At 45.8% G+C, this 24,748-nt stretch carries 28 protein-coding genes; 18 read left to right on the top strand and 10 right to left on the bottom strand.

The window, feature by feature from the left end:
• Nucleotides 1-22 precede the first annotated feature (22 nt).
• Both nifS and PN466_RS04500 read right to left on the bottom strand, forming a co-directional pair.
• A complete protein-coding gene (nifS, locus tag PN466_RS04505; RefSeq protein ID WP_271937323.1) occupies nt 23-1,252 on the bottom strand; it encodes a cysteine desulfurase NifS in 1,230 nt (409 codons plus the stop codon).
• 91 nt (nt 1,253-1,343) lie between these two features.
• A complete protein-coding gene (locus tag PN466_RS04500; RefSeq protein WP_271937321.1) occupies nt 1,344-1,745 on the bottom strand; it encodes a NifB/NifX family molybdenum-iron cluster-binding protein in 402 nt (133 codons plus the stop codon).
• A 606-nt stretch (nt 1,746-2,351) separates the two neighbouring features.
• Between PN466_RS04500 and PN466_RS04495 the strand changes: the two genes are divergently transcribed.
• The 4 genes from PN466_RS04495 (at nt 2,352) to PN466_RS04480 (ending at nt 6,411) form a co-directional block, all read left to right on the top strand.
• Nucleotides 2,352-3,113 carry a response regulator transcription factor gene (locus PN466_RS04495; RefSeq protein WP_271937319.1) on the top strand — a complete coding sequence of 254 codons (762 nt, stop codon included), beginning with the start codon at nt 2,352-2,354 and terminating at the stop codon, nt 3,111-3,113.
• Between the two features lie 65 nt (nt 3,114-3,178).
• Nucleotides 3,179-4,549: a sensor histidine kinase gene (locus tag PN466_RS04490; RefSeq protein WP_271937318.1), complete on the top strand. Its 1,371-nt coding sequence runs from the start codon at nt 3,179-3,181 to the stop codon at nt 4,547-4,549.
• 243 nt (nt 4,550-4,792) lie between these two features.
• Nucleotides 4,793-5,587, top strand: a complete 795-nt coding sequence (locus PN466_RS04485) for a pseudouridine synthase (RefSeq protein ID WP_271937380.1) — start codon at nt 4,793-4,795, stop codon at nt 5,585-5,587.
• Nucleotides 5,587-6,411 (top strand): helix-turn-helix domain-containing protein, encoded by an 825-nt coding sequence (locus PN466_RS04480; protein ID WP_271937316.1) that lies wholly within the window; start codon nt 5,587-5,589, stop codon nt 6,409-6,411. Before PN466_RS04485 ends, PN466_RS04480 begins: the two co-directional genes overlap by 1 nt.
• Here PN466_RS04480 and malQ read toward each other — a convergent pair.
• Nucleotides 6,408-7,925 (bottom strand): 4-alpha-glucanotransferase, encoded by a 1,518-nt coding sequence (gene malQ, locus PN466_RS04475; RefSeq protein ID WP_271937313.1) that lies wholly within the window; start codon nt 7,923-7,925, stop codon nt 6,408-6,410. The two genes, PN466_RS04480 and malQ, sit on opposite strands and share 4 nt — an antisense overlap.
• 111 nt (nt 7,926-8,036) lie before the next feature.
• Here malQ and PN466_RS04470 point away from each other — a divergent pair, with 111 nt between their 5' ends.
• Together PN466_RS04470 and PN466_RS04465 are read left to right on the top strand one after the other, a co-directional pair.
• Complete coding sequence (locus tag PN466_RS04470; RefSeq protein ID WP_271937312.1) at nt 8,037-8,468, top strand: NUDIX hydrolase; 432 nt, start codon at nt 8,037-8,039, stop codon at nt 8,466-8,468.
• 18 nt (nt 8,469-8,486) lie between these two features.
• Nucleotides 8,487-8,876, top strand: a complete 390-nt coding sequence (locus tag PN466_RS04465) for a RidA family protein (protein WP_271937311.1) — start codon at nt 8,487-8,489, stop codon at nt 8,874-8,876.
• A gap of 73 nt (nt 8,877-8,949) precedes the next feature.
• Here the strand turns inward: PN466_RS04465 and PN466_RS04460 are convergent, their stop codons facing one another.
• Nucleotides 8,950-9,219: a hypothetical protein gene (locus tag PN466_RS04460; protein WP_271937310.1), complete on the bottom strand. Its 270-nt coding sequence runs from the start codon at nt 9,217-9,219 to the stop codon at nt 8,950-8,952.
• Nucleotides 9,220-9,354: 135 nt separating this feature from the next.
• Here PN466_RS04460 and PN466_RS04455 point away from each other — a divergent pair, with 135 nt between their 5' ends.
• Entirely contained in the window at nt 9,355-9,702 is a 348-nt protein-coding gene (locus PN466_RS04455) for a helix-turn-helix domain-containing protein (RefSeq protein WP_271937308.1), read from the top strand.
• Nucleotides 9,699-10,358, top strand: a complete 660-nt coding sequence (locus PN466_RS04450) for an ImmA/IrrE family metallo-endopeptidase (RefSeq protein WP_271937307.1) — start codon at nt 9,699-9,701, stop codon at nt 10,356-10,358. The genes PN466_RS04455 and PN466_RS04450 overlap by 4 nt, the downstream gene beginning before the upstream one ends.
• A 99-nt stretch (nt 10,359-10,457) precedes the next feature.
• On the opposite strand, the gene rpsU is transcribed toward PN466_RS04450, so the two are convergent.
• Complete coding sequence (gene rpsU / locus PN466_RS04445; RefSeq protein WP_271937305.1) at nt 10,458-10,640, bottom strand: 30S ribosomal protein S21; 183 nt, start codon at nt 10,638-10,640, stop codon at nt 10,458-10,460.
• Nucleotides 10,641-10,951: 311 nt separating this feature from the next.
• The gene (locus PN466_RS04440) at nt 10,952-11,950 is read right to left on the bottom strand and encodes a PEP-CTERM sorting domain-containing protein (protein ID WP_271937304.1); all 999 of its coding nucleotides are present in this window, start codon (nt 11,948-11,950) and stop codon (nt 10,952-10,954) included.
• A 308-nt stretch (nt 11,951-12,258) separates the two neighbouring features.
• Here PN466_RS04440 and PN466_RS04435 point away from each other — a divergent pair, with 308 nt between their 5' ends.
• Nucleotides 12,259-12,675 (top strand): XisH family protein, encoded by a 417-nt coding sequence (locus PN466_RS04435; RefSeq protein WP_271937303.1) that lies wholly within the window; start codon nt 12,259-12,261, stop codon nt 12,673-12,675.
• Entirely contained in the window at nt 12,663-12,992 is a 330-nt protein-coding gene (locus PN466_RS04430) for a XisI protein (RefSeq protein ID WP_271937301.1), read from the top strand. The genes PN466_RS04435 and PN466_RS04430 overlap by 13 nt, the downstream gene beginning before the upstream one ends.
• A 67-nt stretch (nt 12,993-13,059) precedes the next feature.
• Here PN466_RS04430 and PN466_RS04425 read toward each other — a convergent pair whose 3' ends face one another.
• Nucleotides 13,060-14,700: a phospholipase D-like domain-containing protein gene (locus PN466_RS04425; RefSeq protein WP_271937299.1), complete on the bottom strand. Its 1,641-nt coding sequence runs from the start codon at nt 14,698-14,700 to the stop codon at nt 13,060-13,062.
• On the bottom strand, nt 14,657-15,181 hold the full coding sequence (locus PN466_RS04420; protein WP_271937298.1) for a phosphoribosyltransferase: 525 nt from the start codon (nt 15,179-15,181) through the stop codon (nt 14,657-14,659). The genes PN466_RS04425 and PN466_RS04420 overlap by 44 nt, the downstream gene beginning before the upstream one ends.
• 119 nt (nt 15,182-15,300) lie before the next feature.
• Here PN466_RS04420 and PN466_RS04415 point away from each other — a divergent pair, with 119 nt between their 5' ends.
• Complete coding sequence (locus PN466_RS04415; protein ID WP_271937297.1) at nt 15,301-16,698, top strand: MFS transporter; 1,398 nt, start codon at nt 15,301-15,303, stop codon at nt 16,696-16,698.
• Nucleotides 16,699-16,930: 232 nt separating this feature from the next.
• On the top strand, nt 16,931-17,401 hold the full coding sequence (locus PN466_RS04410; RefSeq protein WP_271937294.1) for a DUF2656 family protein: 471 nt from the start codon (nt 16,931-16,933) through the stop codon (nt 17,399-17,401).
• Here PN466_RS04410 and PN466_RS04405 read toward each other — a convergent pair.
• Nucleotides 17,373-18,485, bottom strand: a complete 1,113-nt coding sequence (locus tag PN466_RS04405; RefSeq protein ID WP_271937293.1) for a Gfo/Idh/MocA family protein — start codon at nt 18,483-18,485, stop codon at nt 17,373-17,375. The genes PN466_RS04410 and PN466_RS04405 overlap by 29 nt on opposite strands.
• A gap of 128 nt (nt 18,486-18,613) precedes the next feature.
• On the opposite strand from PN466_RS04405, the gene PN466_RS04400 reads away from it, so the two are divergent.
• A complete protein-coding gene (locus PN466_RS04400; RefSeq protein ID WP_271937292.1) occupies nt 18,614-19,678 on the top strand; it encodes a peptidoglycan-binding protein in 1,065 nt (354 codons plus the stop codon).
• Complete coding sequence (locus PN466_RS04395) at nt 19,662-20,297, top strand: hypothetical protein (RefSeq protein WP_271937291.1); 636 nt, start codon at nt 19,662-19,664, stop codon at nt 20,295-20,297. Before PN466_RS04400 ends, PN466_RS04395 begins: the two co-directional genes overlap by 17 nt.
• A 45-nt stretch (nt 20,298-20,342) precedes the next feature.
• Here PN466_RS04395 and PN466_RS04390 read toward each other — a convergent pair whose 3' ends face one another.
• Nucleotides 20,343-21,080, bottom strand: coding sequence for a phosphoadenylyl-sulfate reductase (locus tag PN466_RS04390; RefSeq protein WP_271937290.1), 738 nt, complete (start codon nt 21,078-21,080; stop codon nt 20,343-20,345).
• Nucleotides 21,081-21,280: 200 nt separating this feature from the next.
• Between PN466_RS04390 and PN466_RS04385 the strand changes: the two genes are divergently transcribed.
• From PN466_RS04385 to PN466_RS04370, 4 genes are all read left to right on the top strand, one after another.
• Nucleotides 21,281-21,535 carry a glutaredoxin family protein gene (locus tag PN466_RS04385; RefSeq protein WP_271937289.1) on the top strand — a complete coding sequence of 85 codons (255 nt, stop codon included), beginning with the start codon at nt 21,281-21,283 and terminating at the stop codon, nt 21,533-21,535.
• 265 nt (nt 21,536-21,800) lie between these two features.
• Nucleotides 21,801-23,048, top strand: a complete 1,248-nt coding sequence (locus tag PN466_RS04380) for an FAD-dependent hydroxylase (RefSeq protein ID WP_271937288.1) — start codon at nt 21,801-21,803, stop codon at nt 23,046-23,048.
• 42 nt (nt 23,049-23,090) lie between these two features.
• Nucleotides 23,091-23,633, top strand: a complete 543-nt coding sequence (locus PN466_RS04375; RefSeq protein WP_271937286.1) for an EndoU domain-containing protein — start codon at nt 23,091-23,093, stop codon at nt 23,631-23,633.
• 60 nt (nt 23,634-23,693) lie between these two features.
• Entirely contained in the window at nt 23,694-24,005 is a 312-nt protein-coding gene (locus PN466_RS04370; RefSeq protein ID WP_271937284.1) for a hypothetical protein, read from the top strand.
• Nucleotides 24,006-24,748: the final 743 nt, after the last annotated feature.

Here is a 24,748-nt window from a genome sequence, read left to right as displayed (position 1 = left end):
AGGTTGGTCAATGGCTATAGATTTAGCGAGTCTGAGCCAGTTGTTTATCCCCCACTGAACTCAACCAACCGTGCTGTTCGTCGGTGGCATCTTTGAAGGGGGAAATTTGGCGGAGTCGCTCTACAACTTTGGGCATCACTTGCAATACCTGGTCGATTTCTGCGTCGGTGGTATACCGAGATAGGCTAAAGCGAATGGAACCGTGCAAAATGGTGTAGGGCAGTCCCATGGCTTGCAGAACGTGGGACGGTTCTAGGGAACCGGAGGTGCAAGCCGATCCAGAGGAGGCACAAATTCCATAGCGATCGAGGGAGAGTAAGATGGCTTCTCCTTCGATGTACTTAAAGCCGATATTGGTGGTGTTGGGCAGTCTTAAGGCAGGATGTCCATTGAGCTGGGTATGGGGAATGGTGGTTAAAATGCTTTGTTCGAGGCGATCGCGCAACTGTCGGACTTGCTTATTTTCAGTCTCCATCGACTGCATCGCCAACTCAGCCGCTTTCCCTAGAGCAATGATACCGGGTACATTTTCCGTTCCTGCACGTCTGCCTCGCTCCTGATGTCCCCCAATTAAAAGGGGCCGAAACCTTACCCCTTTGCGAACATACAAGGCCCCAATACCTTTTGGAGTGTGCAACTTATGTCCAGATAACACCAGAAAATCCACGGTACTCTCTTTCATGTTCAGGGGCACTTTACCCACCGCTTGTACCGCATCTACATGGAACAAAATGCCCCGTTCTTTGACAATGCGCCCAATTCTTTCGATGGGGAAGAGGGTTCCCGTTTCATTGTTCGCGCACATGACGGACACTAAAGCCGTATCCTCTGTCAACGCTGCCTTCAATTCATTTAAATTGAGTTGCCCTTTCTCATTTACGCCTAAATAGGTGGTGGTATAGCCTTGCTTTTCTAACCGCTTACAGAGGTTAATAATGGCCGGGTGTTCAACTTTAGTGGTAACAATATGGCGCTTATCGGGATAACTGGCTAAGGCAGCCCGAATAGCAGCATTATCCCCTTCTGTACCGCAACTGGTGAAGATCATTTCATCAGGTTGAGCGCCTAATAATTGGGCCACATGTTCCCGTGCTTTTCGTACCGGTTTGGCCAATTGTCCTCCGAAGGTATGCATACTGGAAGGATTCGCATAATAGTCCTGTAAGTAGGGAAGCATGGCTTCTAAAACTTCGTCGGCAATCCGGGTGGTTGCATTATTATCGAGATAAATTGTTGAGGGTCGTGCGTCCATGGTTTCGATGAGGATTGAGGATAATTTGGACAAACATGAATAGCTAAAAATGGCCAATAGCCCGCGTTCTGCTCGATGGAGATCTAACGCGCTAGTCTGGGTTATCTTGGCGCTCTATTGATTGAATGGATTTCTCAACCCATTGACTGTAAAAATCTAAGACAGCAGTTTCGATTGTGTTGTAAACTTGTACGACTTCAATCCCGGCTTCTTGGAGGCGACTTTCCGGTAGTGCGCCAATTTTAGCCACTAAAACTGCTGTGCAATCGGATAAAGCCGCAATGTTCTCGCTCAGGTCTCCTGGGCCTCCTTCTGGGCCATGACAATAGGGTTTAACCGGGCGGTTTTCGAGCAATTGAGCTTGATGAGTATCAACTTCATAGATGAGGAACTCGCGAGCATGGCCGAAATGCTCGTTGGTTAAACCCTTGTCCTTACTGGCCACTGCAACTCGAATTTTTGGGGGGGGTTTGACAACAGTTGAAGCTGTCATAGTCATAATCTCCTTGCCTGAATGAGAGTTAGGGGCTATCGAGGCAAAAAGGAGAGTATTATCAGTGTGTTATCCGTATTACCCAATCAAGAGAGTCAATACCTGATAAATAGGAAAAATCTTGACTCTTTATTGATCGGACGTTTTATAGATTCGTTATTCTCTTGTGCCAGTTATACCTCATCTGAATAGGAAGATAAGTTTGATCAATCACAACTTTATGTTTTCTTCATAATCCTTTAATTGTATTCTTGACTTGCATGATGATTATCGGGAAAATGCAACCTTTAAACAATTCAGTGAAAGTTGACCTGGCGATCTATAGTTTAAAATGACTAGGACTTTCAAGTCCTAGGTTAGAATTGGTTGCCCAGAAAAAACAGGGATTCACGTAGAAGAAAATTAAAGGATAAAATTAATGAATTTACTGCATGATTAGACAATAAAGTTAGCTATCAACAGGGAAAAGCCCTAAAAATCAACCATCTATTCATATAGACAAAGTATAGACAAACCTCACATAAATTGAATTGGAAAAATGTGATGTTTTTCAAGAAAAACTGGTACGCTTAAGGGGATCGTACTGTCGGAGTTGGTAGGCTAGTCATGGTATTTACATTGCCGATAGAAACAACCCAAACCAATTCACAATTGAGTTTAGGGCGAGTTTTGGTCGTCGAAGATGAAGAACTGATTCGAGAAACGGTGGCCCTATCCTTACGGGATGAAGGATTTGAGGTGATAGCGGCTGAAGATGGTCGGGGAATTGTGGAATTATTTCATCAACAACAGGAAGGAGGCGATCGCCCGATAGAATCCATTGATGCGATCGTTCTCGATCTGATGCTACCTTCGATCAATGGTCTTGACCTTTGCCGTTGGCTGCGTCAAAGAGGTCATACGGTACCTATCCTCATTCTCAGTGCCAAAGGCTCAGAAACCGATCGCGTCGTCGGGTTAGAAGTTGGAGCAGATGACTACCTTACCAAACCATTCGGCGTGCGAGAATTAGTAGCTAGAGTGCGCGCCCTCCTGCGGCGCAACCGCTATCCCATTCCCGAATCTTGTCCCTCAGTCCTGAGAATCAAAGACATTACCCTATTACCCCAAGAGTGCCGCGTCATCGTCCGCGACCAAGAAATTAACCTCTCTCCCAAAGAATTCCGCTTACTCGAACTCTTTATGAACCATCCTCGACGAGTGTGGTCGCGAGACCAACTGATCGAGCGCATTTGGGAACCCGACTTCATGGGAGATACTAAAACCGTAGATGTACATATTCGTTGGCTACGCGAAAAAATTGAACTCGACCCCAGTCACCCAGAATATTTACTGACGGTTCGTGGATTTGGATACCGCTTTAGCTAACCGAAATCGCGCCATTGAAAATGCGATCGCAACCCTAGGCGATGAGGTGATAATCAAGGAAAGCTATGATTGTGCCACTACTCGGATTCTTACTGGGATTAGCGGTAGGCTTGCTCCTATGGCTAGGATGTCAATTTCGCTTAGAACGACAAATCAAGCGAATCCTACCTGAATTGACCTCTGGTTCAGGACTGATGGGCCGGTTCCCAGAACGTCTAGTAAGAGCGATCGCCCATCAACGGAAACATCAATACCATCTACAACAAGACATAGATTACTGGCAATCAATCCTCACTTGTGCCCCCCTAGGCCATTTACAAGTTGACGATCAAAATCAACTTATCTGGTGCAACGCCCAAGCCTATCAACTCTTTGGCATTACTCCTCCAGAACTCAACAGTCCTCGCCTACTGCTGGAAATTGTTCGGTCCTATGAGTTAGATGAACTGATCGACCAAACCCGCACGACCCAAAAACCGGTTGAAAAATACTGGAACTTTCAACCGATTGCGCCAACGGTAGAACCTCAGAATACCCAGCGATCGCTCAAACCCAAAATCGCCCTGAAAGCCTACAGTATTCCTCTGTCAAAAGGTCGGGTTGGAGTCTTCTTGGAAAACTGCCAAGAACTACTCACTTTAGCCAACCAGCGCGATCGGGCGTTTTCCGATGTTGCCCATGAACTCAAAACTCCCCTGACCTCCATTCGTCTCGTTGCCGAAACCCTTCAAACTCGCCTCGATCCGCCCCTGCGCAACTGGATCGATCGCCTCCTTTCCGAAGTCATTCGCCTGAGCGATATTGTCCAAGTCCTCCTCGATCTGAGTCAACTCGAACGAGGATCGTCCTATAGCCTCAACTGGAAACCCATTAACCTACCTGACCTGATCCGCTCCTCCTGGATCGCCCTCGAACCCCTAGCCCGTCAGAAACAACTCCAACTGCAATATTCTGGCCCAGAACGGCTATTGATCCACGGCGACGAACATCGCTTATGTCGCGTGTTCATTAATCTCCTTGACAACAGCATTAAATATAGTCCCCTCCAAGGTCAAATATGGGTTAAACTCAGTATAGAAGAATGCCCAAACTCAACCACTCCATCTCAGAAATGGGTGCATCTTGAAGTTATTGACGGCGGTGTAGGTTTCCCAGAAACTGACTTACCCTATGTCTTCGAGCGCTTTTATCGGGGAGAACCCTCCCGTGCTAGAGTCCTCTCCAGTAGCCAAACTGCTCCTGCTGTGTCCTCCAATTCATCTGACCCTCCCCGTACCCCCTTAACTCACAGTAGTGGATTAGGATTGGCCATTGTCCGGCAAATTGTCGAAGCTCATAAAGGATGGGTCAAGGCCAGTAACCATCTAGAAACCAGAGGAGCATGGATTGAAATTTATCTACCTCAACAGCCATCAGGGGATTTCAATAAACCTTAATCTCTACCTTGATTAATTCTCGCCTCCCCTAGTCCGTTGAGAGCGCTGAGTTAAGGCAAAGATAATCATTTTGAGTTTTTTAATTTTGAATTTTTAATTGAACTCCCCCCCGTTCTGGGCAACTTCTTGTAAGATTTGTAAAGATTACCCAGTTGTCAGCAACTGGGACTGCCAGTCAAGCAAAACTTTTTTCTTCGCTAACCTCTTAACCTAACCCTAAAACTGGTGAGTATCACAACAATGATGGAGGCTGATTCGAGTCATCTACCCAGGGATGAACGATTACAAAAAATTTTATCTCGTTGGGGTGTCGCGTCCCGACGACAGGCAGAGGTGATGATCCAACAGGGTCGCATTCGTATTAATGGTCAGGTGGTTCATCAACTCGGCCAGAAAGCGAACCCCGATCGCGATGCGATCGAAATTGATGGTTCTCTTCTCTCCCTTCACCATCGTCCCCAACCCCTTTACCTCTTACTGAACAAACCCCTAGGAGTGATTTGCACCTGTGCCGATCCTCAAAATCGCACTACCGTTTTAGACCTCCTTCCTCCTACTCTGTCTCACCATACTGGTATTCACCCGGTCGGTCGCTTAGATGTTGATTCGACCGGGGCAATCTTGCTCACTAATGATGGAGACTTGACCTTTCAGATGACTCACCCTCGCCATAGTATCCCCAAAACCTATCGCGTTTGGGTCGAAGGAATTCCCCCAGAATCGGTTCTCGAAGACTGGAGAAACGGTATAGTCTATGAAAACATCCAAACTCTACCCGCTAAAGTCAGGCGAATGAGATCGCAAGGCACTCACAAAACTTTGCTCGAAATTGTCTTATGGGAAGGTCGGAATCGGCAAATCCGTAAGGTGGCCCAAACCCTAGGGTATCCCGTGCTTAGTCTCCATCGGAGTGCTATTGGCTCAATTCAACTCAAAGCCTTACCTAAAGGGCAATATCGATATCTGAGAGCCTTGGAAATTACAGCTTTGAGAGGAAACTGTGGTACAAACAGATCGGTGGTGAAGGAGCGTAATTGATGAAGAAACAGAAAACCATACAATCCTCAGTCAATGAGTTTGATTCCTTGAAGAGCGTCTTAATTGACCTGGGGTCTCAATTACGAGATCGCCGTCAGGAAAAAGGTTTGAGTTTAGACCACATTGCCACGAAAACCCGTATCCGACAACGCCTACTCGGGGCGATCGAAGAGGGAAAACTTGAACAACTCCCAGAACCCGTTTATGTCCATTATTTCCTCAGACGCTATGCCGATTTTTTAGGACTCGATGGTTCTAGCTTTGCCAGTCCCTTCCCTTCAGAGTCTCGATTTAACTTGCTCAAGGCCTCTTGGATGCGTTGGCCCATGTGGCAACTGCGCCCGGTTCATTTGTATTTGTTATATGTGGCTATTATTTTTGGTTCCGTCAATGGGCTATCCTATTGGATTGAACGTTCTGTGGGGTCGTCTGTCGATTATTTAGTTGAACAACCTGCACCAGAAATCGAAGCGATCGCCTCTAGCCCTCCTTCTCCCCCCTCAGTAGTTCCCTCAGAATCCTCCCCCGCTTCCCTAGTCGTCAAATCTGAACCCGATCCGAACTCTATCGAACCGGTTCGGGTCAGCGTGATCGTCACTGAACCGTCTTGGATATTGATTGAAGCGGATGGAGAAACCGCTTTTGAAGGAACTCTGACCGAAGGAACCCAACAAACCTGGGTCGCCAATCAAAAATTGATTATCGTAGCGGGTAATGCTGGAGCAGTTTCTGTTGCCCTCAACGAAGGGAAATCCGAAAAACTGGGAGAACCGGGTGCTGTAGAAGAAGTGATCTTTACAGCGAACCAGCTCTCTCGCAGTTAACTGCCCTTTGAGGATCTGCCGTAGAGTTGGGTGAGCAGTTGGAGGCGATCGCACAACCAAGTACCAATCGAGTCTGGACGATAACGCCAACTCCAATTTCCCTCAGCCTGTCCAGGAGTATTCATCCTTGCTCGCTCATCTAAACCCAACAAGTCCTGCATGGGAATAATGGCCCAATTGGCCACAGAAGACAAGGCCAAGCGAATGAGATCCCAATGAATACCATTGGGACTCAAATGACCCAAATAATTCACCACGCGATCGCACTCCCAATCGGGTAGATCGTTCTCAAACCAACCCAAAGTCGTATTATTATCATGGGTTCCCGTATAAACCAAGCAGTTGCGCGGTAGATTGTAGGGCAAAAACGGGTTCCCCGCATCGGAACCAAACGCAAAATGTAAGACCCTCATCCCTGGAAATCCAAACTTATCCCGCAGAGCTTCCACCTCTGGGGTAATCACCCCCAAATCTTCAGCTAATATGGGTAGCTTACCTAACGTCTGCTCCAATTTCTCAAAAAATGCTTCTCCAGGGGTGGGCATCCAAGTGCCATTTATCGCCGTTTCTTCCCCTTCAGGAACTGCCCAAAAGGACTCAAAACCCCGGAAATGATCGATCCGAATCCAGTCCACATACTCTAACATGGTCTGAAAGCGATGAATCCACCACTTAAAATCAGTCTTTTTTAGATACTCCCAGTCATACACTGGATTTCCCCATAACTGACCGGTTTCACTAAAATAATCCGGAGGAACACCTGCCATCAGTTCCGGTTGACCGGTTTCTGGATCGATCAAAAAGTTATCTCGGTTAGCCCAGACATCCGCACTATCATGGGCAACATAAATGGGAATATCCCCAATAATTTCCACATTCTGCTGATTGGCATAGGCTTTGAGCGCTGCCCATTGTTGAAAAAACTTAAATTGGGTAAATTGGTGGTAGAAAATTCTCTCTTGTAACCGCTCTTGAGACGCTTTCAGAGCGCTTTGTTCCCGGTTAATTAACGCTTCATCCCATTCATACCAAGGTTTCCCCTCCCGATCGTCCTTGAGGGACATATACAAAACATAATCCTCGAGCCAACTGGCTTTTTCTTGGCAAAAGGTTTCAAAGGCTTCTTGAGTTTCGCTGGAGTTTTCGATTTGTACCTGAAAGTTTTGGCAGGCTTTTTCCAATAGGGCTGTTTTAACGGCAATTACCCGCTCAAAGTCTACCCAATCTAGGGGAAATTCAGGCAAATGAAGAAAATCCTCTTCTTGGAGTAAACCGTCATCCTTGAGATGCTCAGGACTAATGAGCATGGGATTACCAGCCATGGCTGAATAGCACATATAGGGGGAATTCCCAAAACCGGTTGGCCCTAAAGGCAAGATTTGCCACAGTTTTTGGTGCGTGTGGGCAAGAAAATCAACAAAGCGATATGCTTCGTGGCCTAAGTCTCCAATACCAAACCGACTCGGAAATGAAGTGGGATGGAGTAAGATGCCACTAAGTCTAGAAGAGGGCATATTCTACAATTGGCGTATTTCGCAGCTAACATGATGACCTTATCATGTTCTTGGGGTGTCCTTGGGTTTAAATTTGGGGAAGATGCAAATCTTTAAATATCTGACTTGACTATGCAGTATCGTAATCCTACGCCTACGGTTGATATCATTATTGAGATGATTGACCGCCCTGAACGCCCGATTGTGTTGATTGAACGTAAAAATCCTCCCTTCGGATGGGCAATTCCTGGGGGATTTGTTGATTATGGGGAGTCGGTAGAAACGGCGGCTATCCGAGAGGCGAAGGAGGAAACCGGGTTATCAGTGGAGTTGGTGGAGCAGTTCCATGTGTATTCTGAGCCGGGGCGCGATCCTCGCCAGCATACCTTATCAGTGGTGATGATTGCGGCAGCGATGGGTGAACCCCAGGCGGCTGATGATGCTCAGAATTTGGATTTGTTTGAGTTGTGGCAAGTGCCGCCCAATTTATGTTTTGACCATGACAGCATTTTGAAAGATTATTGGATGTACCGCAATTATGGCTTGCGTCCCCGATTGTTTTAAGTGGATAGAGGAAGAAGAATGACTCGTAAAGTGGTTAATACTCAGAGCGCTCCAGCTCCCGTTGGGCCCTATAATCAGGCGATCGCCGCGAGCGGTCAGATGTTGTTTGTTTCTGGTCAAATTGCGATCGATCCCAGCACCAATCAATTAGTCCATACCGATGATGTGGCCAAACAAACGGAACAGGTGATGAATAACCTGAAAGCGGTTTTAGCCGAGGCTGGCGCTTCCTTTGCAAATGCCGTGAAAATGACTATTTTCCTTAAGGATATGAATGATTTTGCTACCGTGAATCAGGTCTATTCAGGTTATTTTGACCCGGAGAATGCCCCCGCTCGCGCGTGTGTAGAGGTGTCGCGCTTGCCGAAGGATGTTTTGGTCGAAATTGACTGTATTGCCGTTCTTTAGGGAAACAGGGAATGGGGAATGGGGAACAGGGAACAGGCAATAGTTCTCCGCGTCTCCCTATCCCCCCACTCTCCTATCCCACCAATTCTGCTGGTGAAGACCGGCGAAGGGCAACCGGTTCAGCTTGGGAGAGGCGATCGCTGCCCTTTAACTGCTTTAATTGATCTAATAGGGTCTCCAGCAGTTCAATATGATCTTGGGTAAAGAAAATTGAGAACCCATTACCCCCTAAAGAATATCCCGGTACATAGAGCGAAACCTGATCGTGACGAGGGTGACTGGTCAAAATCGTCATTTCCGTGCCATCAAGCTTATAGGTTGTATCTGTCCAAGTTTGAGCCATCGTTCCGCCTCCAATTCATGCGTTGATTATTTTTTCAACACCCTTATCCTAGCCCAAACTTCTCCTGACTGGCAACCCATTTTTTGATTTTTTATTCAAACTAGAGATAGGATAGATTTGTAATGGAGAAAACGAATGACCACAGAAACATTTGGTAAAATTCTGCGTAGGGCACGCAAAGACAAAGGCTATTCCCAAAGGAGCCTAGCCGCCTTGGTCAAGCTTGACTTTACCTACCTGTCCAAGCTAGAAAACGATCGCGCTGACTATCCTCCCAAAGAAGATGTCATCCGCTCCCTGGCCAAACATCTCGACCTTGAACCCGATATGTTGGTTTGTCTAGCTGGACGCATTCCTCACCAATATGAGGAACTGCTCAAGCAAAATGCCCAAGCCATGCCCATGCTCCTGAGACGCTTACGAGAAAACCCTGACTTCGCCGAAAAAATCTTTCAAGCAGCCAACGAGGATGCCCCCAGTTGAGTTTAATCAAACCCTACCGCTTTTATCCCAAACCAGAAATTGAGCGTCGGGCCAACGACCTCCTGTTACGCATGGAATTTACCCCGAACTGGAAACCCTCTTGGCCCTTAGAAGTAGACCGTATTGCTGATTTTCTAGATTTGGGAGTGGTTTGGGATAAGATTCCCTCAGACGAGTACGGGCCCATTGCGGCCCGCATTCTCCCCTTGAATCGTCAAATTGAACTTAATGAAGAAATTCTCAGTTTACCTGAAGGATTTCAATCCTCTACCCTAGCCCATGAAATCGGCCATTGGATGCTGCATATCAACCATGCAGAAGTCAGTGAAGAAGGACAACGAAATCTGAGCAGCAGTAGCGATTCTTTCTTGTGTCGTCCGAATAGTTCCTTAACCGAACTCGAATCGATTGAGTGGCAGGCACAATACTTTGCCAGTTGTCTGCTGATGCCAGAGAACATCCTTCTCGAATATTGTCATCGCCAAAATCTTACCCGATGGTCTACCCTATACCAACTCCGGGATCAATTAGGAGTTACCATCTCGAATTTAGTCAACCGTCTACAAGATTTAGGTTGGATTTACATTCCCCAGGGGTCTAGAAAACTGATATTAGGCCCAGTGAACCGGGAATCCACAACGCAATCCTGGGGATAAGGGTTAGACAAAAACGACTGTAGGGGGGAACGGCCGTTCCCCCCTACAGATCTCATTGTTGCAGATAGATCCTGGTGTATCAACCTGAAATAATCTTGCCTAGCGAGACATACGCCGCTTGCGACGCGCAGCAACGGCTTTACGCTTGCGCTTCTCTTGAGGGGTTTCAAAATGACGGCGGCTTTTCACATCCGCAAGGATTCCGGCTTTGGATACTTGGCGCTTAAAGCGACGTAGAGCTGAATCGATTCCTTCGTTTTCTCCGACTACCACTTGGGTCATTCTTGTTCTTGTCTCCTAATTTCAGTGTATGGTTTGGGTGAATAAGTTTGATTCTATTCTATACCATTTTCATTCATTCGTAGCCCTCTCCTGTGGGAGAGGGACTTACAGTCGTAGTAGGTTGGGTTGAGGAACCGAAACCCAACGAATAGGTTGATTTTATGTTGGGTTTCACTTCGTTCAACCCAACCTACTGGATTGTTTCACCTAAAATAGGGCTTTGTTTGTAGTAAGCACTTTAGTGCTTAAAAGTCTAGCTGGAGAGGGCTAAAGCCCTCACTACGAACGAAATCGATCCTACAGTATTAACCTTAGCGGCGCTTCAATAGAGAACCAACAGCACCAACGGCTAAAAGTGCCAAAAGTGCAGAAGGTTCAGGGACTTTTTCCGGATTACACGCAGAACTTGTACTGGTAACGTCAGTTTTACAGTCATCCGGTTTCCAACTGGTGGAAATATAGGAATATTTTTGCCCACCACCAGGTTTATCGGCAACATCCACTTGACTGTAAAGGGTGACAGGGTTACCCAAGAAATCGATAAAATCCCCCGTGGGAGCAACTCCTTGACTGGGAACTGCACTCCAATGGGTAAAAATATCATTAGGTGAAACGGCTACCTGGTTATTGAGCAAATCTGAACCGTAGAACACTCCATCTGTAGAAGGATTCCTTAAACCACTAAACCTAGCTGGTTGCCCTGGGAAGAGAGCCTCAAGCATATAATTTCCATCACGTTGAACAGTATAATCATCAGTACCAATAAAAATCCCTCCTCCCTGTGTCGCCAGTTCATAAATCTGATTCACGGTAAAGTTACCAAAGGCATTATTGGGACCGGGAAAATCAGTTTCTGGGATAGCTTGCAAACTACGAATGCTTAGGGTTCCATCAAGGATCAAATTCGATTTCTGGGCGTAATGCTGTTTTAGAGCTTCCTGGTCTGCTGAATCAAATGGAAAAGCAGGACTATAAGGAGGATTATAGAAACTATCTAAAACCACAACGTCATAGCTATTAGAAGCTAAATGGGCTTGCAGTCCTCCAGATGTTCTATGAGAAACATACGTGGTATCAAAGAGATTTCCACCACCAAAATCATCTAGAAAAGTAGACATTTCTTGACGAAGTTCACTATTGATCCAAGGATTCACGGGCGTTGTGTCCCACCACAAGACGGAAAACTGAGCAGCGTTCGCTTTCGAGTCCCAGTTCAAACCGCTCCAACAGAGAACGACAGACGTTACTCCAAGAGCAACGCGCTGAAGGGTATGAGCCACTGTATCAATCCCAGATTTGTTGGTTAACATGGATTTATTCTCCTAATCGTTTTCAGTTCCAGAGCGGGGGTTGAGTCAGTGGAATCCCTCTCTGGATGGACTTAGGAGGCTGTTAAAGTTCGGTTTCTGGGTAATTTCCCGTCGGGATTTCCCCAGAAGCTTATTATCCCTCCTATTAGTTACTCTGTTTTTTGGGAGCGATTTTATGCGAATTCGCGGAAATTGTGATATTTCTTTACAAATAGATGCTCCCCAAACTGTGTTGTTTTAAGGGGGCAATCGGTTAGTTGGCGATCGCTTGATGGTATGAGTAGTGGTAAAATAAATCTGGTTCGAGTATGCCCGCTAAAGATATATTTCATAATACTGTTAAAATAGCCCTTGAAAAAGATAAATGGACAATTACTGATGAGAATCTATTTATTCAAATTGAGGATATTGATTTTTACATAGACCTAACAGCAGAGAAAATTTTAGCGGCTGAAAAAACAGGTAAAAAAATAGCCGTAGAGATCAAGTCTTTTTTAGGCCCCTCAGATGTAACTGAATTTCACCTAGCTCTGGGTCAATGTCTGAACTACCGTTCAGCCTTGAGATTAACCGAACCCGATCGGATTTTGTACTTAGCAATTCCAGTGGATGTTTATCATGAGTTTTTTAGTCGCCAGTTTATTCAAAGAATCATTAGCGAGTATCAGCTCAAATTACTGATTTTTAATCCAGATCAAGAGGATGTTGTTTTATGGAAAGACTAAATTATCAAGAAATTGTCCAAAACATTCTAGAAAGTCATGCCAAAAATTGCTCAAATCGCCAGACCGAAGTTAAATTGTTATTTGACACAGAGCGCGATCGCTATCAAATTATGAATATGGGTTGGCAAGAGCTAAGGAGAGTATTTGGTTGCCTTGTTTATGTGGAAATTAAAGAGGGTACAATTTGGATTGAACGGGATGGGACGGAAATCGGAATAGCCAATGAATTAGTAGAAGCTGGCATTCCTAAACAGGATATCGTTTTGGCTTTTAAGGCTCCATACAAGCGAAAATTTACTGACTTTGCTGCGAGTTGAGCTTATATCAATGATTGGTAGAAAACCTTGAATTGTTAATTGTTAATTGTTAATTTGTTAATTGATATTACCAGGTCACTCGGCCGTCTAATTTTCTGAGTAAACTCGGCCCAATTCCTGACACTCGATCTAAATCTTCGAGGGAGGTAAAGGGTTGCTGTTGACGGAAAGCGATAATGCGTTGCGCTAGGGTTTCTCCAATTCCAGGTAGGGCTTCTAATTCTGCTTGGGTAGCAGTATTCAGATTAACAAGTTTTCCACGAATAGGGTTGTCAGTTTGGGCTTCGATTTGCGGACATTCTTTCTGTTGACGGGCAATTTGCTCGGAAATGCGCTCTGGAAGGGTAAGATTAGCGCTGCGGTAAAGGCGCTGAAATTCGCGGTCAAAATGGGCGGCAACGGTAGGATTGGTGAGGATAAGGACGGTTTCATCATTTTTATGATTGGCGGCTTTTGACCAATTTTGCGAGCCGGTAATGACTGTTTTTTGGTCAATGATGGCGAATTTGTGGTGTAGTTTGTCTCCAATGGGTAAATTGGGTGTGCCGACGGTAGTAATCTTGGCTCTCCAGGGGCGGTTGTCGGGTTCAGTTTTGCATTGACGGGCGATCGCCAGCCCCAACATATCTAAACCTTCGCTATAGTATCGATAGGCAAAGGTGCGATCGATCAACGCCCGAAGTTGAACGCCATTTTGATGTTGGATGTGCAAAATATTGGCTAAGGGTTGCTCTGAGAAAACGTAGAGTGCCATATCAACTGTATTTTGAGCCGTTTTCAGAGTTTTACCGATTAAACCATTGGCGCTGTTTGTCCATAACTCGGAGCCGGAAGTGGGTGAAAATTGAACGGAGACTGGAGTATTTCCTACAACAAGACTTTCCGCAGAACGCAAGGGTTTTTGCAGTCCAAACTCAGGGTCTAAAATGCCTGAATTTCCCTCTCCCCAGAGAATATTAAATTCTTGGGTAAATTGCTCTGAAAGTTCGCGACTTTGTATCGTTAGCAAATGATTGGCATTGCCGCGACTGTCTGGATTGTAGAAGTCTCCATGAATACCACTGGTGGTAAAATTAGCTGAACCAACAATCAGCCGAGAGTTATCAATCACCACAAATTTATGATGCATTAACCCACTGCCTTTCGATCCATCTGCCGTATCATCAATGACTGGAATTTGGGCATTACGCAGGATAACAAGGGCATCTCTTTGGTTGATTTCCTCCTCAGAAAGTTGACCATCTTGATTGATATCAGCAAGTTTCACAAATTCCCGATATCGGTTTTGATTGTCAGGATCGAATTGGGCAATTTCGCGAGGTGTAAAATCGATCCAAGGACGCGAGTAAGTATTTTCTAAGATAATCCTAATTTTGACCCCAGCTTTGGCTTGAGTAGCAAGAGCTTGGGCAAGTTGAGGGAGACGAAACTCTTGAACTGCGATATCTATGCTGGTTTGAGCTTGATTAATTTCTTCAATAATCACCGCTTCTAAGTTATCGCCTAATCGCGTAATCTGGCGATAGGGTTCCGTATAACTGGAGGCTTCAGAAGCGTTAAAATAAACTTGAATAAACGGATCTTGAGGGAGAGGTTCAAGGGGAGTAATCTCTGGAATTTTGGGTTTACATCCAGCGAACAGAAGACTCAAGAGTAAGAGTAATTTACTGATGTTTTGCCACCAGTTCCTCAAGGGGGGTTTGCTCATACACTTCAAAAGGTTGATGAATCCAGGGATTATCTGTCAAATAATCCACATAATAATCTGGCGCAAAGACGGAGCAAGATTTATACCATAATACGGCCGTGCGGATCTGATTGGGGCGATCGCCCTCCGGTTCTTGTTTTTGGTAATGTTTCAACCAAGTGATACTTTCTTGTAGGGAAATCCCGGAGTCCACCAAATCATCCACCAACAAAATTGGAAAACTTAAACCCTCAGTAGTCATGCTTAGATGCCGAGAAAACTGAATTTGACCCCGTGTCTGATAATCCGGGCCCGTGTAGGATGAAGCAGAAAGAATCGCTAAGGGTTTCCGATATAATCGACAGAGAATATCTCCCACGCGCAAACCGCCCTTAGCAATACAGACAATTTGATTAAATTCCCAACCCGATTGATAAATTTGGGCTGCCAATTGTTCAATCTTTTGGTGGTATTCTGACCAAGAAACAAATAAATCAGACATGACAGGTATAAGGGAAGGGTATCAAGGGAGCATCATAGAATATTTATTCTCAGGGACTCCGAACCAGATGGAGACCCAATTATCCCATATTTATTGCATACTTTCAGCATATCTTACTCATGACCTCTGAAGCCGAGCGATCGCCATCACCCTTGACCGGGTTACACAAACTATCCTATGGCATAGGAGATTTAGGCCCAGCTATTACTGCTAATCTCCTAGTTTTTATCTTTTTACCCTTCTTAACGGATGTAGCTGGTCTCAGTCCAGCCTTAGCCGGTCAGGTCTTAATGATTGGTAAAATCTGGGATGCTATTAACGATCCTATCATTGGCTTTTTAAGCGATCGCACCCAATCTCGATGGGGAAGACGACATTCTTGGATGATTTGGGGTGCGATTCCCTTTGGCCTCTTTTTCTTCCTCTGTTGGGTTGTCCCTCCCTTCGGAGAATGGGGCACTTTTTGGTACTACGTGGTCGTAAGCATCTTGTTCAATCTGGGCTACACCATGGTGAACTTGCCCTATGTCGCGCTCACGGCTGAACTCACCCCAGATTACAATGAACGCACAACCCTGAATGGATTTCGCTTCACCTTCTCCATTGGTGGTAGTATCTTTTCCTTAATTTTAGGATTAGTCCTCTCCTTACTCATCAAAGATCCGCAACTCCAACATTTGGTACTTGCTGCTCTAGCAACCGTATTATCGGTCATTCCCATCTATTTATCGATTTGGGGCACGCGGCAACCCGTAAAACGCGTAGAACAACAAAGACAAGCCACCCATACTGAAGTCTCTATTCCCCTAGTCGATCAAATCAAGATTGCTTTTAGCAATACGCCCTTTTTATTCGTCATGGGGATTTATTTATCCTCCTGGTTAGCCATTCAAGTGACAGCCACTGTCCTTAAATATTATGTGGTGAGTTGGATGGGATTACCTGATTCTCTCTTTTTTCTGGCGGCTTTAGGAGTACAAGGAACAGCTCTAGTGATGCTCTCTCTGTGGAGTCAAGTCAGTTACCGTTTAGGTAAAAAAGCCGTTTATTATCTTGGTGGTGGGTTTTGGCTGATCACTGAATTGGGGCTATTCTTGCTCCAACCCGGTCAAGTCGGCTTAATGTTCTTGTTATCGATTATTGCCGGATTTGGAGTTTCTGTGGGCTATTTAATTCCGTGGTCAATGCTTCCTGATGTAATCGATCTCGATGAATTGAAAACCGGTCAACGTCGGGAGGGAATTTTCTATTCCTTCATGCTGGTTTTACAAAAAATGGGACTTGCCCTGGGTTTAGCATTAGTGGGACAGATTTTGGAGTGGTCGGGGTATCAATCGGCGATCGCCGGATCGACCCCTCCTATCCAACCGGATTCTGCCCTATTAGCCATTCGTTTGTGTATTACCCTGCTTCCCCTTGCCTGTGTGGTACTCGGTGCGATCTTAGCTTACTTCTATCCCATTACTCGCACGGTTCATCAAGAGATTGTACTCAAGTTGGAACAGAATCGAAAATAAGGGCTAAAGCCCTACAAAAGTTTAGGGCACTTCTATTAATTGCTCAAAAGAGCAATTAATAAGATCGAAATTCCACATTTTCCCAAAAAGATGGGATTTCATACCTTAAAAATAGGCAATAAATTATGGGCAATATTTTGATTTTAATCTCCTACATAGAAGTGCCCTTGATGGTTAACCCACCTTGTTCTATACTCTGGAGCGAAAAGTCTCAAACTCAAGGGTGATAACCATGGATCTCGATCGCCGGCAAGGCCGAATGCTCCTCGCTCATAATTTTGCTTTAACTGACAAGATCGTCCCCGAAATCTCCCGGGACGCATTTGCCGCTATTTTTCTAGAAGGATTGGGCGATCGCACCGATATCAAGGGTCGTGCTTTAACTCACGCTCATTGGATGGTTGAAATTCTCTTTGACTTAGAACACTTAGAACCCCAACAAGTGGGCGAAATCTGCGCTGCAATTCTTGCAGAAACTCGCAAAGAACAGAAAGTATCCACCAAGAGTTCTTATGATCTTCTGGTTCTAGCCGGACAGAAACAAACGCCTGCTACCCGTTCCGATCCCGAGACGTTGAAAACCGGTGAATGGGGGGTTGATGTCGTTGAAACCGAATCAATTCCGGATTTTCTCACCTCAATCGGTTGGCAGGAAGAAAACGATCGCAAACCCACTATTTTTCGGGTTGAAGTTCGGATATAACCTCGACCCAGTTATTTGTGGTATGGGATTGATGGGTTAAATCCATCAACAGTTGGGAATATACTCCTTCTCGTAGGGTGGGAACGGTGGGTTGCTCCGGATGGTTTTCGATGCTGTCTACCCAAGCATCAACGACGCGCATAAAAGCGGCAATCCGTCCATCGGGATAGGTTTGGGGAAATTCTAGGCGTTGGGGAATCTCCAGTTGGCTTAAGGGTTCGCCAAATTTGGCTCCTTGTAGGGTAAACCCATAGATATAGTCCTTTTGATTGGAACTACCCAGAATTAAGGTAGCGCGATCGCCATAAACTTCCACCCAATGCCCCCGTCCTTGATATGCAACCGAACTGAGTGACACTTGACACGGCGTACCATCAGCCAATTCCAGCATCAATAAACAGGTATCATCCGCGTCAACCGGTTTGAGTTCCCCTGTCGTCGGATCTCGGCGTTCGGAAATAGCGGTACTCAAACGAGCCGATAGGCGCTTGATGTCTCCAAATAGCCAGGCAATATAGTCAAAAGCATGAGAACCAATCGCCCCTAATACGCCACCCCCTTTCTCTTTTTGGGAATACCAATTCCAAGCACGGTTGGGATCGGAGCGAGAAGGAACCAACCAATCAATTTTAATAAACCGTTTTTCACCCACATAATTATCGGCAAGGAGTTCTTGAAACCTTTGCCAGGCAGGGACAAAGCGAAATTCAAAATCCATCGCTGCCACGACTCCTTGTGATTGGGCCAATTTGTGAAGATCTTGGGCAGACTCAACGGAAAGCGTCGTCGGTTTTTCCAGTAATAAATGTTTTTTGGCCTTCAGAACCGTTTTCGCCATCTCGTAGTGCAGGAAAGGCGGGGTAGAAATACTAACCGCCTCTACGTCTGGTAAATTGGCGATCGCCTCCACAGTATCGACAGCATGGGGAATCTGATGTTGAGTGGCAATTTTCTGAGCCGTTGCTAGATCGTGATGATACACTGCCACCACTTGAGTCCGATGGTGATGCTCAAAAGCAGGAATATGGACTTTTTGACCAAATCCTGTACCCACAATGCCGATACCAACAGGAGACTGATTCATAGAATGTGAAAGATTACGTCTTATGGTGCATTATAAGGCCATAGAGAATAGGCAAAACCCAGTTGTGCCCTTTCCCAGAACCATATATTTTTGAAAGAAGATCACAACTACACCCACCCAAACTGATTATGGCCAGCGACAAGCCCATTTTACAAAAAGGTGACGGCATCAATTACCCCGACCTCAAAGAACCGGTCAAATACCTGCAAAACTTGCTCAAGGAAGCAGGGATATTCCAATCGACCGATCCGATTGATGGTCTCTTTGGTTCAGGCACAGAACAGGCGGTCAAAGCATTTCAGGCGAAGAAAGGCTTAAGAGCCGATGGCTTTGTTGGGCCAAATACCTGGGCAGCTTTAGAGTCCGCTACCCCGAAAAAACTGCGCTATCCCGTATTACGGAAGGGCGATGGGATTACGTTCACGGACTTAAAGGATGAGGTAAAAGTCCTGCAAGAATTGCTGAAAAAGGCCCAGATGTTACCGGCTGATTCTCCCCTAGATGGTCTATTTGGCAATGATACTGAATCGGCGCTCAAACAATTCCAGAGAGCCAATAATCTCGTCGATGATGGAGTAGCGGGGCAAAAAACCTGGTCAGCCTTATCGGATGAAGAGGTAGAAACCTATTTACCCTATGGCAATTTACTGTTGTCCATCGATCTCGATAAGGTAATTTACTCTATTCCTTATCCCGATGTGCGATCGTATGCTTGGGATTCCATTCCCTTGATTATTCGGGAAGCTGAGGCGGCTAATGTGACCGATAAGGGACAGATTGCTTATATTTTGGCCACTGCCGAGCATGAATCTCGGTTAGGTAAATGGATGGAAGAGTTTGCCAGTGGTTGGGCTTATGAATATCGCTCAGATTTGGGCAATACTCAGTATGGAGATGGGCCTCGTTATAAGGGACGAGGGTTTGTGCAAATTACGGGACGGCGCAATTATACGGATTGGTCAAATCGGTTAGGAATTGATTTGGTGGGCAATCCGAGTTTGGCCAAAGATTGGGAGATTGCCGCGAGAATTCTGGTGATTGGAATGCGCGATGGAACGTTTACAGGATATCGGTTGGGCCATTTTATTGCTGGGTCAACTCGAGAGTTTCGTGGCGCTCGGCGGATTATTAATGGTTTAGATCGTGCCGGACTGATAGGGGCGATCGCAGAAGAGTATGACAGAGTTCTGTAGCGTCTATCGCGATCGTTCTATGAATACATTTAGATTAGCTCCTGTCAAGTGGATGACTCTTTTGATGGTCGTCGCTCTTGCTGCATGTCAAGATGCCCCAGTTTCCCGCTCTTCTGCTTCTTCTGGAGCCTCAACATCTCAGGAATTTTCTGGGGGAGCTACTCCCCCAGTTCTGACGGCTGAGGCTAAACTTCCCCATGGGGTATTTGCACCAATTTTGTCGGAGTTGGACCAGAAGACTCAGCTACCGGTTCTTTTACCCAGTTGGCTTCCTGAAGAGACGGAAGCTTCTCCAGTGTTTGCTATCCTGACAGAAGTGTCTGCTTCTGAATATCAAGTTTTGCTGGCCTTTAGTGCGGATTGTAATGGTGGAACGGCTTGCCGTTGGGGAGAACTGTCCGGTCAAATGGGGCCGTTGACAGCTCCAGAAGGAGGAGAATCGATTACTCTGGCCCAAGGAATTAAAGGTTATTTTGTTCCTGCCACTTGTGGGGCTAATTGTTCCGATGCTGTGGTGATGTGGGAACAAGCTGAAGGACACTATAGTGTGGGCTTGAAAGCGGGAGATAAGGAACAGCTAATCGAGATGGCAAATTCAGCGATCGCCGCCACTCCCTAGACTTGAAGGGAGAGCGATCGCTGATCATTATGAAGATAGAACCCATTAAAACCGAATCCCACATTCGGTTTTATGACTACCTCTCCACCGCTTGAGCGTTTCATCTTCCACTGGTTTGGGAATTAAGGAGGTGGTTGGGCGATCGCTAATGTAGGGATAGCCTTGGTCATGGAGGGGGTTGTACCTCACTTCATGTTCGTAGACATAAGCCCAAGTTTCCCGTCCGCGCCAGTAGGCGAGAGGATTGATTTTCAAGCGTCCCATGGGATCGAGTTCTAGGACATTGATCTGATGATGGCTCGTCATTTGATCGCGTCGTCTTCCTGTCAAATAGGCGATCGCTCCTAAATCTTTGAGTCCCTGTTCTAGGGGTTCGCGACGGGTTAGAGTTACAAATCGTTCTAAGTCACTTTGCCACAGGGCTTTACCATAGGACTTTTCAAACGCTTTGCGTGTCGCCATCTTCGCCATGGTATAGACTTTCAGCTCTAGGTCATAGCAGGCTTCTACTTCTGAAATAAACGCTAGAGTTTCGGGAAAATGATACAACGTATCGACAAACAGTACCGGAATTTTCTGCTCTGGACACAGATAGCGATACAGCATATCTGTAATCACCATATCATCTACGTTAAAAATACTTGCTTGTACTAGACCCGTAGGAAAGTTCTGCAAGCACCAACCAATGATATGTAAAGGATGGGTATGGCTGAATCGGCGATTAAGTTCCTGTAAGTCGAGGTTAGTGTGAACTTGGCCTAAAGTTGCAGTCAGATTGGTCATGAAGACTGAATACCCTTTATGATGTGACCTCCATTCTTTAGTTTACCTTAAGATTGTGCCCATACATCTTTGATTTATAGCGCTTCGCACGGCAGAAGGGTAATCGGTAATGGGAAAACAGTTTTTCACACTCTGGAATCCCCATTTTTAATCCTTCGAGTGAGACAATGGGATGGAAATAGATTGTAAAATTTCTGGTTATGCGACTAATCTTATACAGTAAGCCTGGATGTCATCTCTGTGAGGGATTACAAGAAAAGCTTGAACAAATACAGAGCATTGCCTTCGAGTTAGAAGTTAGGGACATTACCACTAATGACACTTGGTGGCAAGCCTATGAATATGAAATACCCGTTTTAGTGCTTGAGGGCAATCCTCCTGAGCGCTTACCTCGTCTCTCTCCAAGGGGAACGGTTGCCCAACTCGAGAAGATGTTGCAGCGCTTTGCGCTGTAGAGAGGGATTATTTTAAGGTATTTTTTACTCTTTGAGTGAGGGCAACACGGAGAAATAGGAACGCCAAGAATGGCATGACTCTATGGATGCTCAATCCTAAAAAATCATTCTTTTAGTCAGGGAGTCAGCAGTGGGGAGTTCGATCTCTACCTTGCTCAGAAGAGAACTTCGCGTCACAATAACTAGAAGAGAATCAGTGTAGGAATGTCAAGCTTACCTGACTTCAAATCCATTGAGGAAATCATTTTTAATTTTTAATTGAGTTATGACCATTGCTGCACCCCTGACAGCTCAACCCACTATTCACCCTCACCCAACCTACAAAACGGATATCGCTATTGTGGGTGCAGGAATTGTGGGAGCCACGTTAGCTTGTGCCTTAAAAGACTCTGGCTTAAACATTACCCTGATTGAGGCTCAACCCCAAGAGAAAGCCACATCTAAGCGCCAAGCCTATGCCCTTACATTGATGTCTGGGAAGATTTTTGATCGATTAGGGGTTTGGCAAGAAATTTTGCCTCAAATCGTTACGTTTAACCAGATTCAGATATCTGATGCCAATCAGTGGGTAGTGAACTTAACGCCAGATGATTTAGGTATGGATCATCTGGGTTATGTGGGAGAACATCGGGTGATTTTAACCGCGCTGCAACAGCAGATTAATCAATCCAATCAGATTCAATGGGTATGCCCAGGACAGGTGCAAGAAATCAAATATTTTGAAGATTTTGCTCAGGTTTGGGTCAACTCAGCCGAACATTCGGAACCGGTAGTGATTGAGAGTCGGTTAGTTGTGGCTACTGATGGCGCAAAATCGCCCATTCGCCAAGCAGCGGAAATTTCGACCCAAGGATGGCGCTATTGGCAATCTTGCGTTGCGACAACCATTAAAACAGAAAAACCCCACAATAATGTGGCTTTTGAACGGTTTTGGTATACCGGCCCTATGGGGGTTTTACCTTTGCCAGGAAATCGGGTACAGGTGGTTTGGACGGCTCCCCACGAACAAGCAGAAGCGCTGCAACAATTAAATGAGGCTGAGTTTTTGCGTCTTTTGGAATATCGAACCGACGGTATTTTGGGACGGCTAGAACTTGATAGCCCCCGGTTGGTGTTTCCGGTACAATTAATGCAGTGCGATCGCTACGTCGGCCATCGTCTTGCCCTAGCTGGAGATGCAGCCCATTGTTGCCATCCCGTAGGAGGACAAGGGCTGAATTTAGGCATTCGTGATGCGGCTGCGTTAGCTGAAATTATTAAAAATTCCCATACTCAAAACAAAGATATCGGCCACTTAAAGAACCTCAAACCCTATCAACAGTGGCGTAAACCTCAGAATTGGATGATTCTCGGTTTTACCGATTTCTTAGACCGGACATTTTCCACCGACTGGTTCCCCGTAGTCTGGACGCGCCGTTTAGGATTACTCTTCTTGCAGAAGTTTCGTATCGGTCGTACTCTTTCCCTCAGATTAATGACCGGTTTAATGGGACGCGCTCCAGAAACCGATTAAAAGTTAATATCAGAAAGAGCAAGCACAACCATGAAAAGGAAAATGAAACTTATTGGCTTGGCCTTGGTCATGGCGATCGGCACGGTTCTCTTCTTTTCCTCCGCTGCCCGATCTCAGGTCAACTGTGCCCAACTCTCCCATTGGTCGGCTACCAATCCACCCGTCAGTCAGACTCATATCTTTTGTGGCGAGTGGGATAGCCGACGTGGCAGACCGAAAGGGTTCCACTCACGACCCAATGGCATCAGTCCGCAAACCGTCACCAATTTTCAGATTACCCAGCGAGGCAATGCTCAGGGCATCTATGGTGCAACTTGGGGCTATGTGGGACAAGCGGGAAGAACGAAATTCTCCACCATGTTTCCAGATCGCTGCACCCAGCAGGAAGTACTAAATTCAATCTTGTATTCCGCTGCCCATCGGCAAAGTTGTCCGGGTAGCGCCCCGGATTGGGCATGGTGCGGGCGGAGTGCCCCCGCTCGAGCAGCCCAAGGCTATTGCAACGGCGATGACAATAACGTTTTTACTATTGCTGGGGCTTCCTTGAGAAACGGCAACATTAATACAGCATTCCCCTTGCGCTAATCTAAGTTTGCCAATCTCCACAAAGCCATCGTTATTTTTAGGTACAACCTCTATCAATAAATGTCTCAACCTCCTTTTGAATGGCCCGGTTACTCCGCAACAAACCCTGCCCATCGTCGGGTGAGCACGTTTTTGGTTGTGGACATTCAGCACAGTCCAGAATGGGCAGAGGATTTAGCTGAAAAAATTGAAGCAGTGATGTCCGGTAAACTGCGTCAATGGGAGCGCACTGGTAATGCTTTTCATCTAGAGCTATCTACCCGTGGTGCTTCAATTGAGGATCTCGTAGATGAGTCTATACCAATACAAACCGTTTCTCTTGCTGAATTTCGCATGGCAGTCCTAACCTGGCTCCAGCAGTTGTCACCCTAATTGGATAGTGGTCAGTTATGACCCTTAACCTTTATCTTGAATATGGATAGACCAATACAGCTTGTCCTGTCACTTTCCAAAAAAGGGGGGTGAAACCCTGATTCTTTCGTTAGCGATAATGGTCCGCATCGCTTCGCGATCGCGGGCTGTAATGACGGAAATTTCCGCTTCGCGGACATGAAACGTCAGAATTGCCAAGAGTGACAGAAGAGAGCTATAGCAGAGAAAAGGAGAGTTAGGACATTTTCTATTGCTATTCGTGCCTATTAGACATCTCCTAAAACTCTTAACACCTCTGGGCATAATGTTTTCACCCCATCATCAACTTGGAAGATCTCAATGCAACTTTAACCAATTTCTAGGGCTTTGAGCTATTTCATGATAGCCACTTTTCAAACACATAGGATGATGATTTTTATAATTGCAGGAATTCACTTGAGTTTTTAAATCCCTAGAATTCACGCTCCTCTTCTCCCTCTTACAGCAGTTTCCTCTGCTATGAGGTACATTAATGACGGTTTTTAACGATAGCTAGAATAGCTCAAAGCGCCACCGAGTCTGTTGTTTCTTCCCCCTATCTCCCCATCTCCCCATCCCCCCATGATATCAAGTCCGGAGAATCAATCAAAGTATAGCCGCGATTTCACGCCACCAATGAAAACGGGTCAAGTCTCGAATCAATGCCCTCTGGGTCAGTAACTTTCGGCAACGTTGGTATAAAACCTCTTCGAGTTCATCGAGAT

The sequence above is a fragment of the Roseofilum reptotaenium CS-1145 genome, from assembly GCF_028330985.1.
Classification (GTDB): Bacteria; Cyanobacteriota; Cyanobacteriia; order Cyanobacteriales; family Desertifilaceae; genus Roseofilum; species Roseofilum reptotaenium.
The sequence above is the reverse complement of the archived record's forward strand: the minus strand, read 5'-3'. Positions and strand labels throughout refer to the sequence as shown.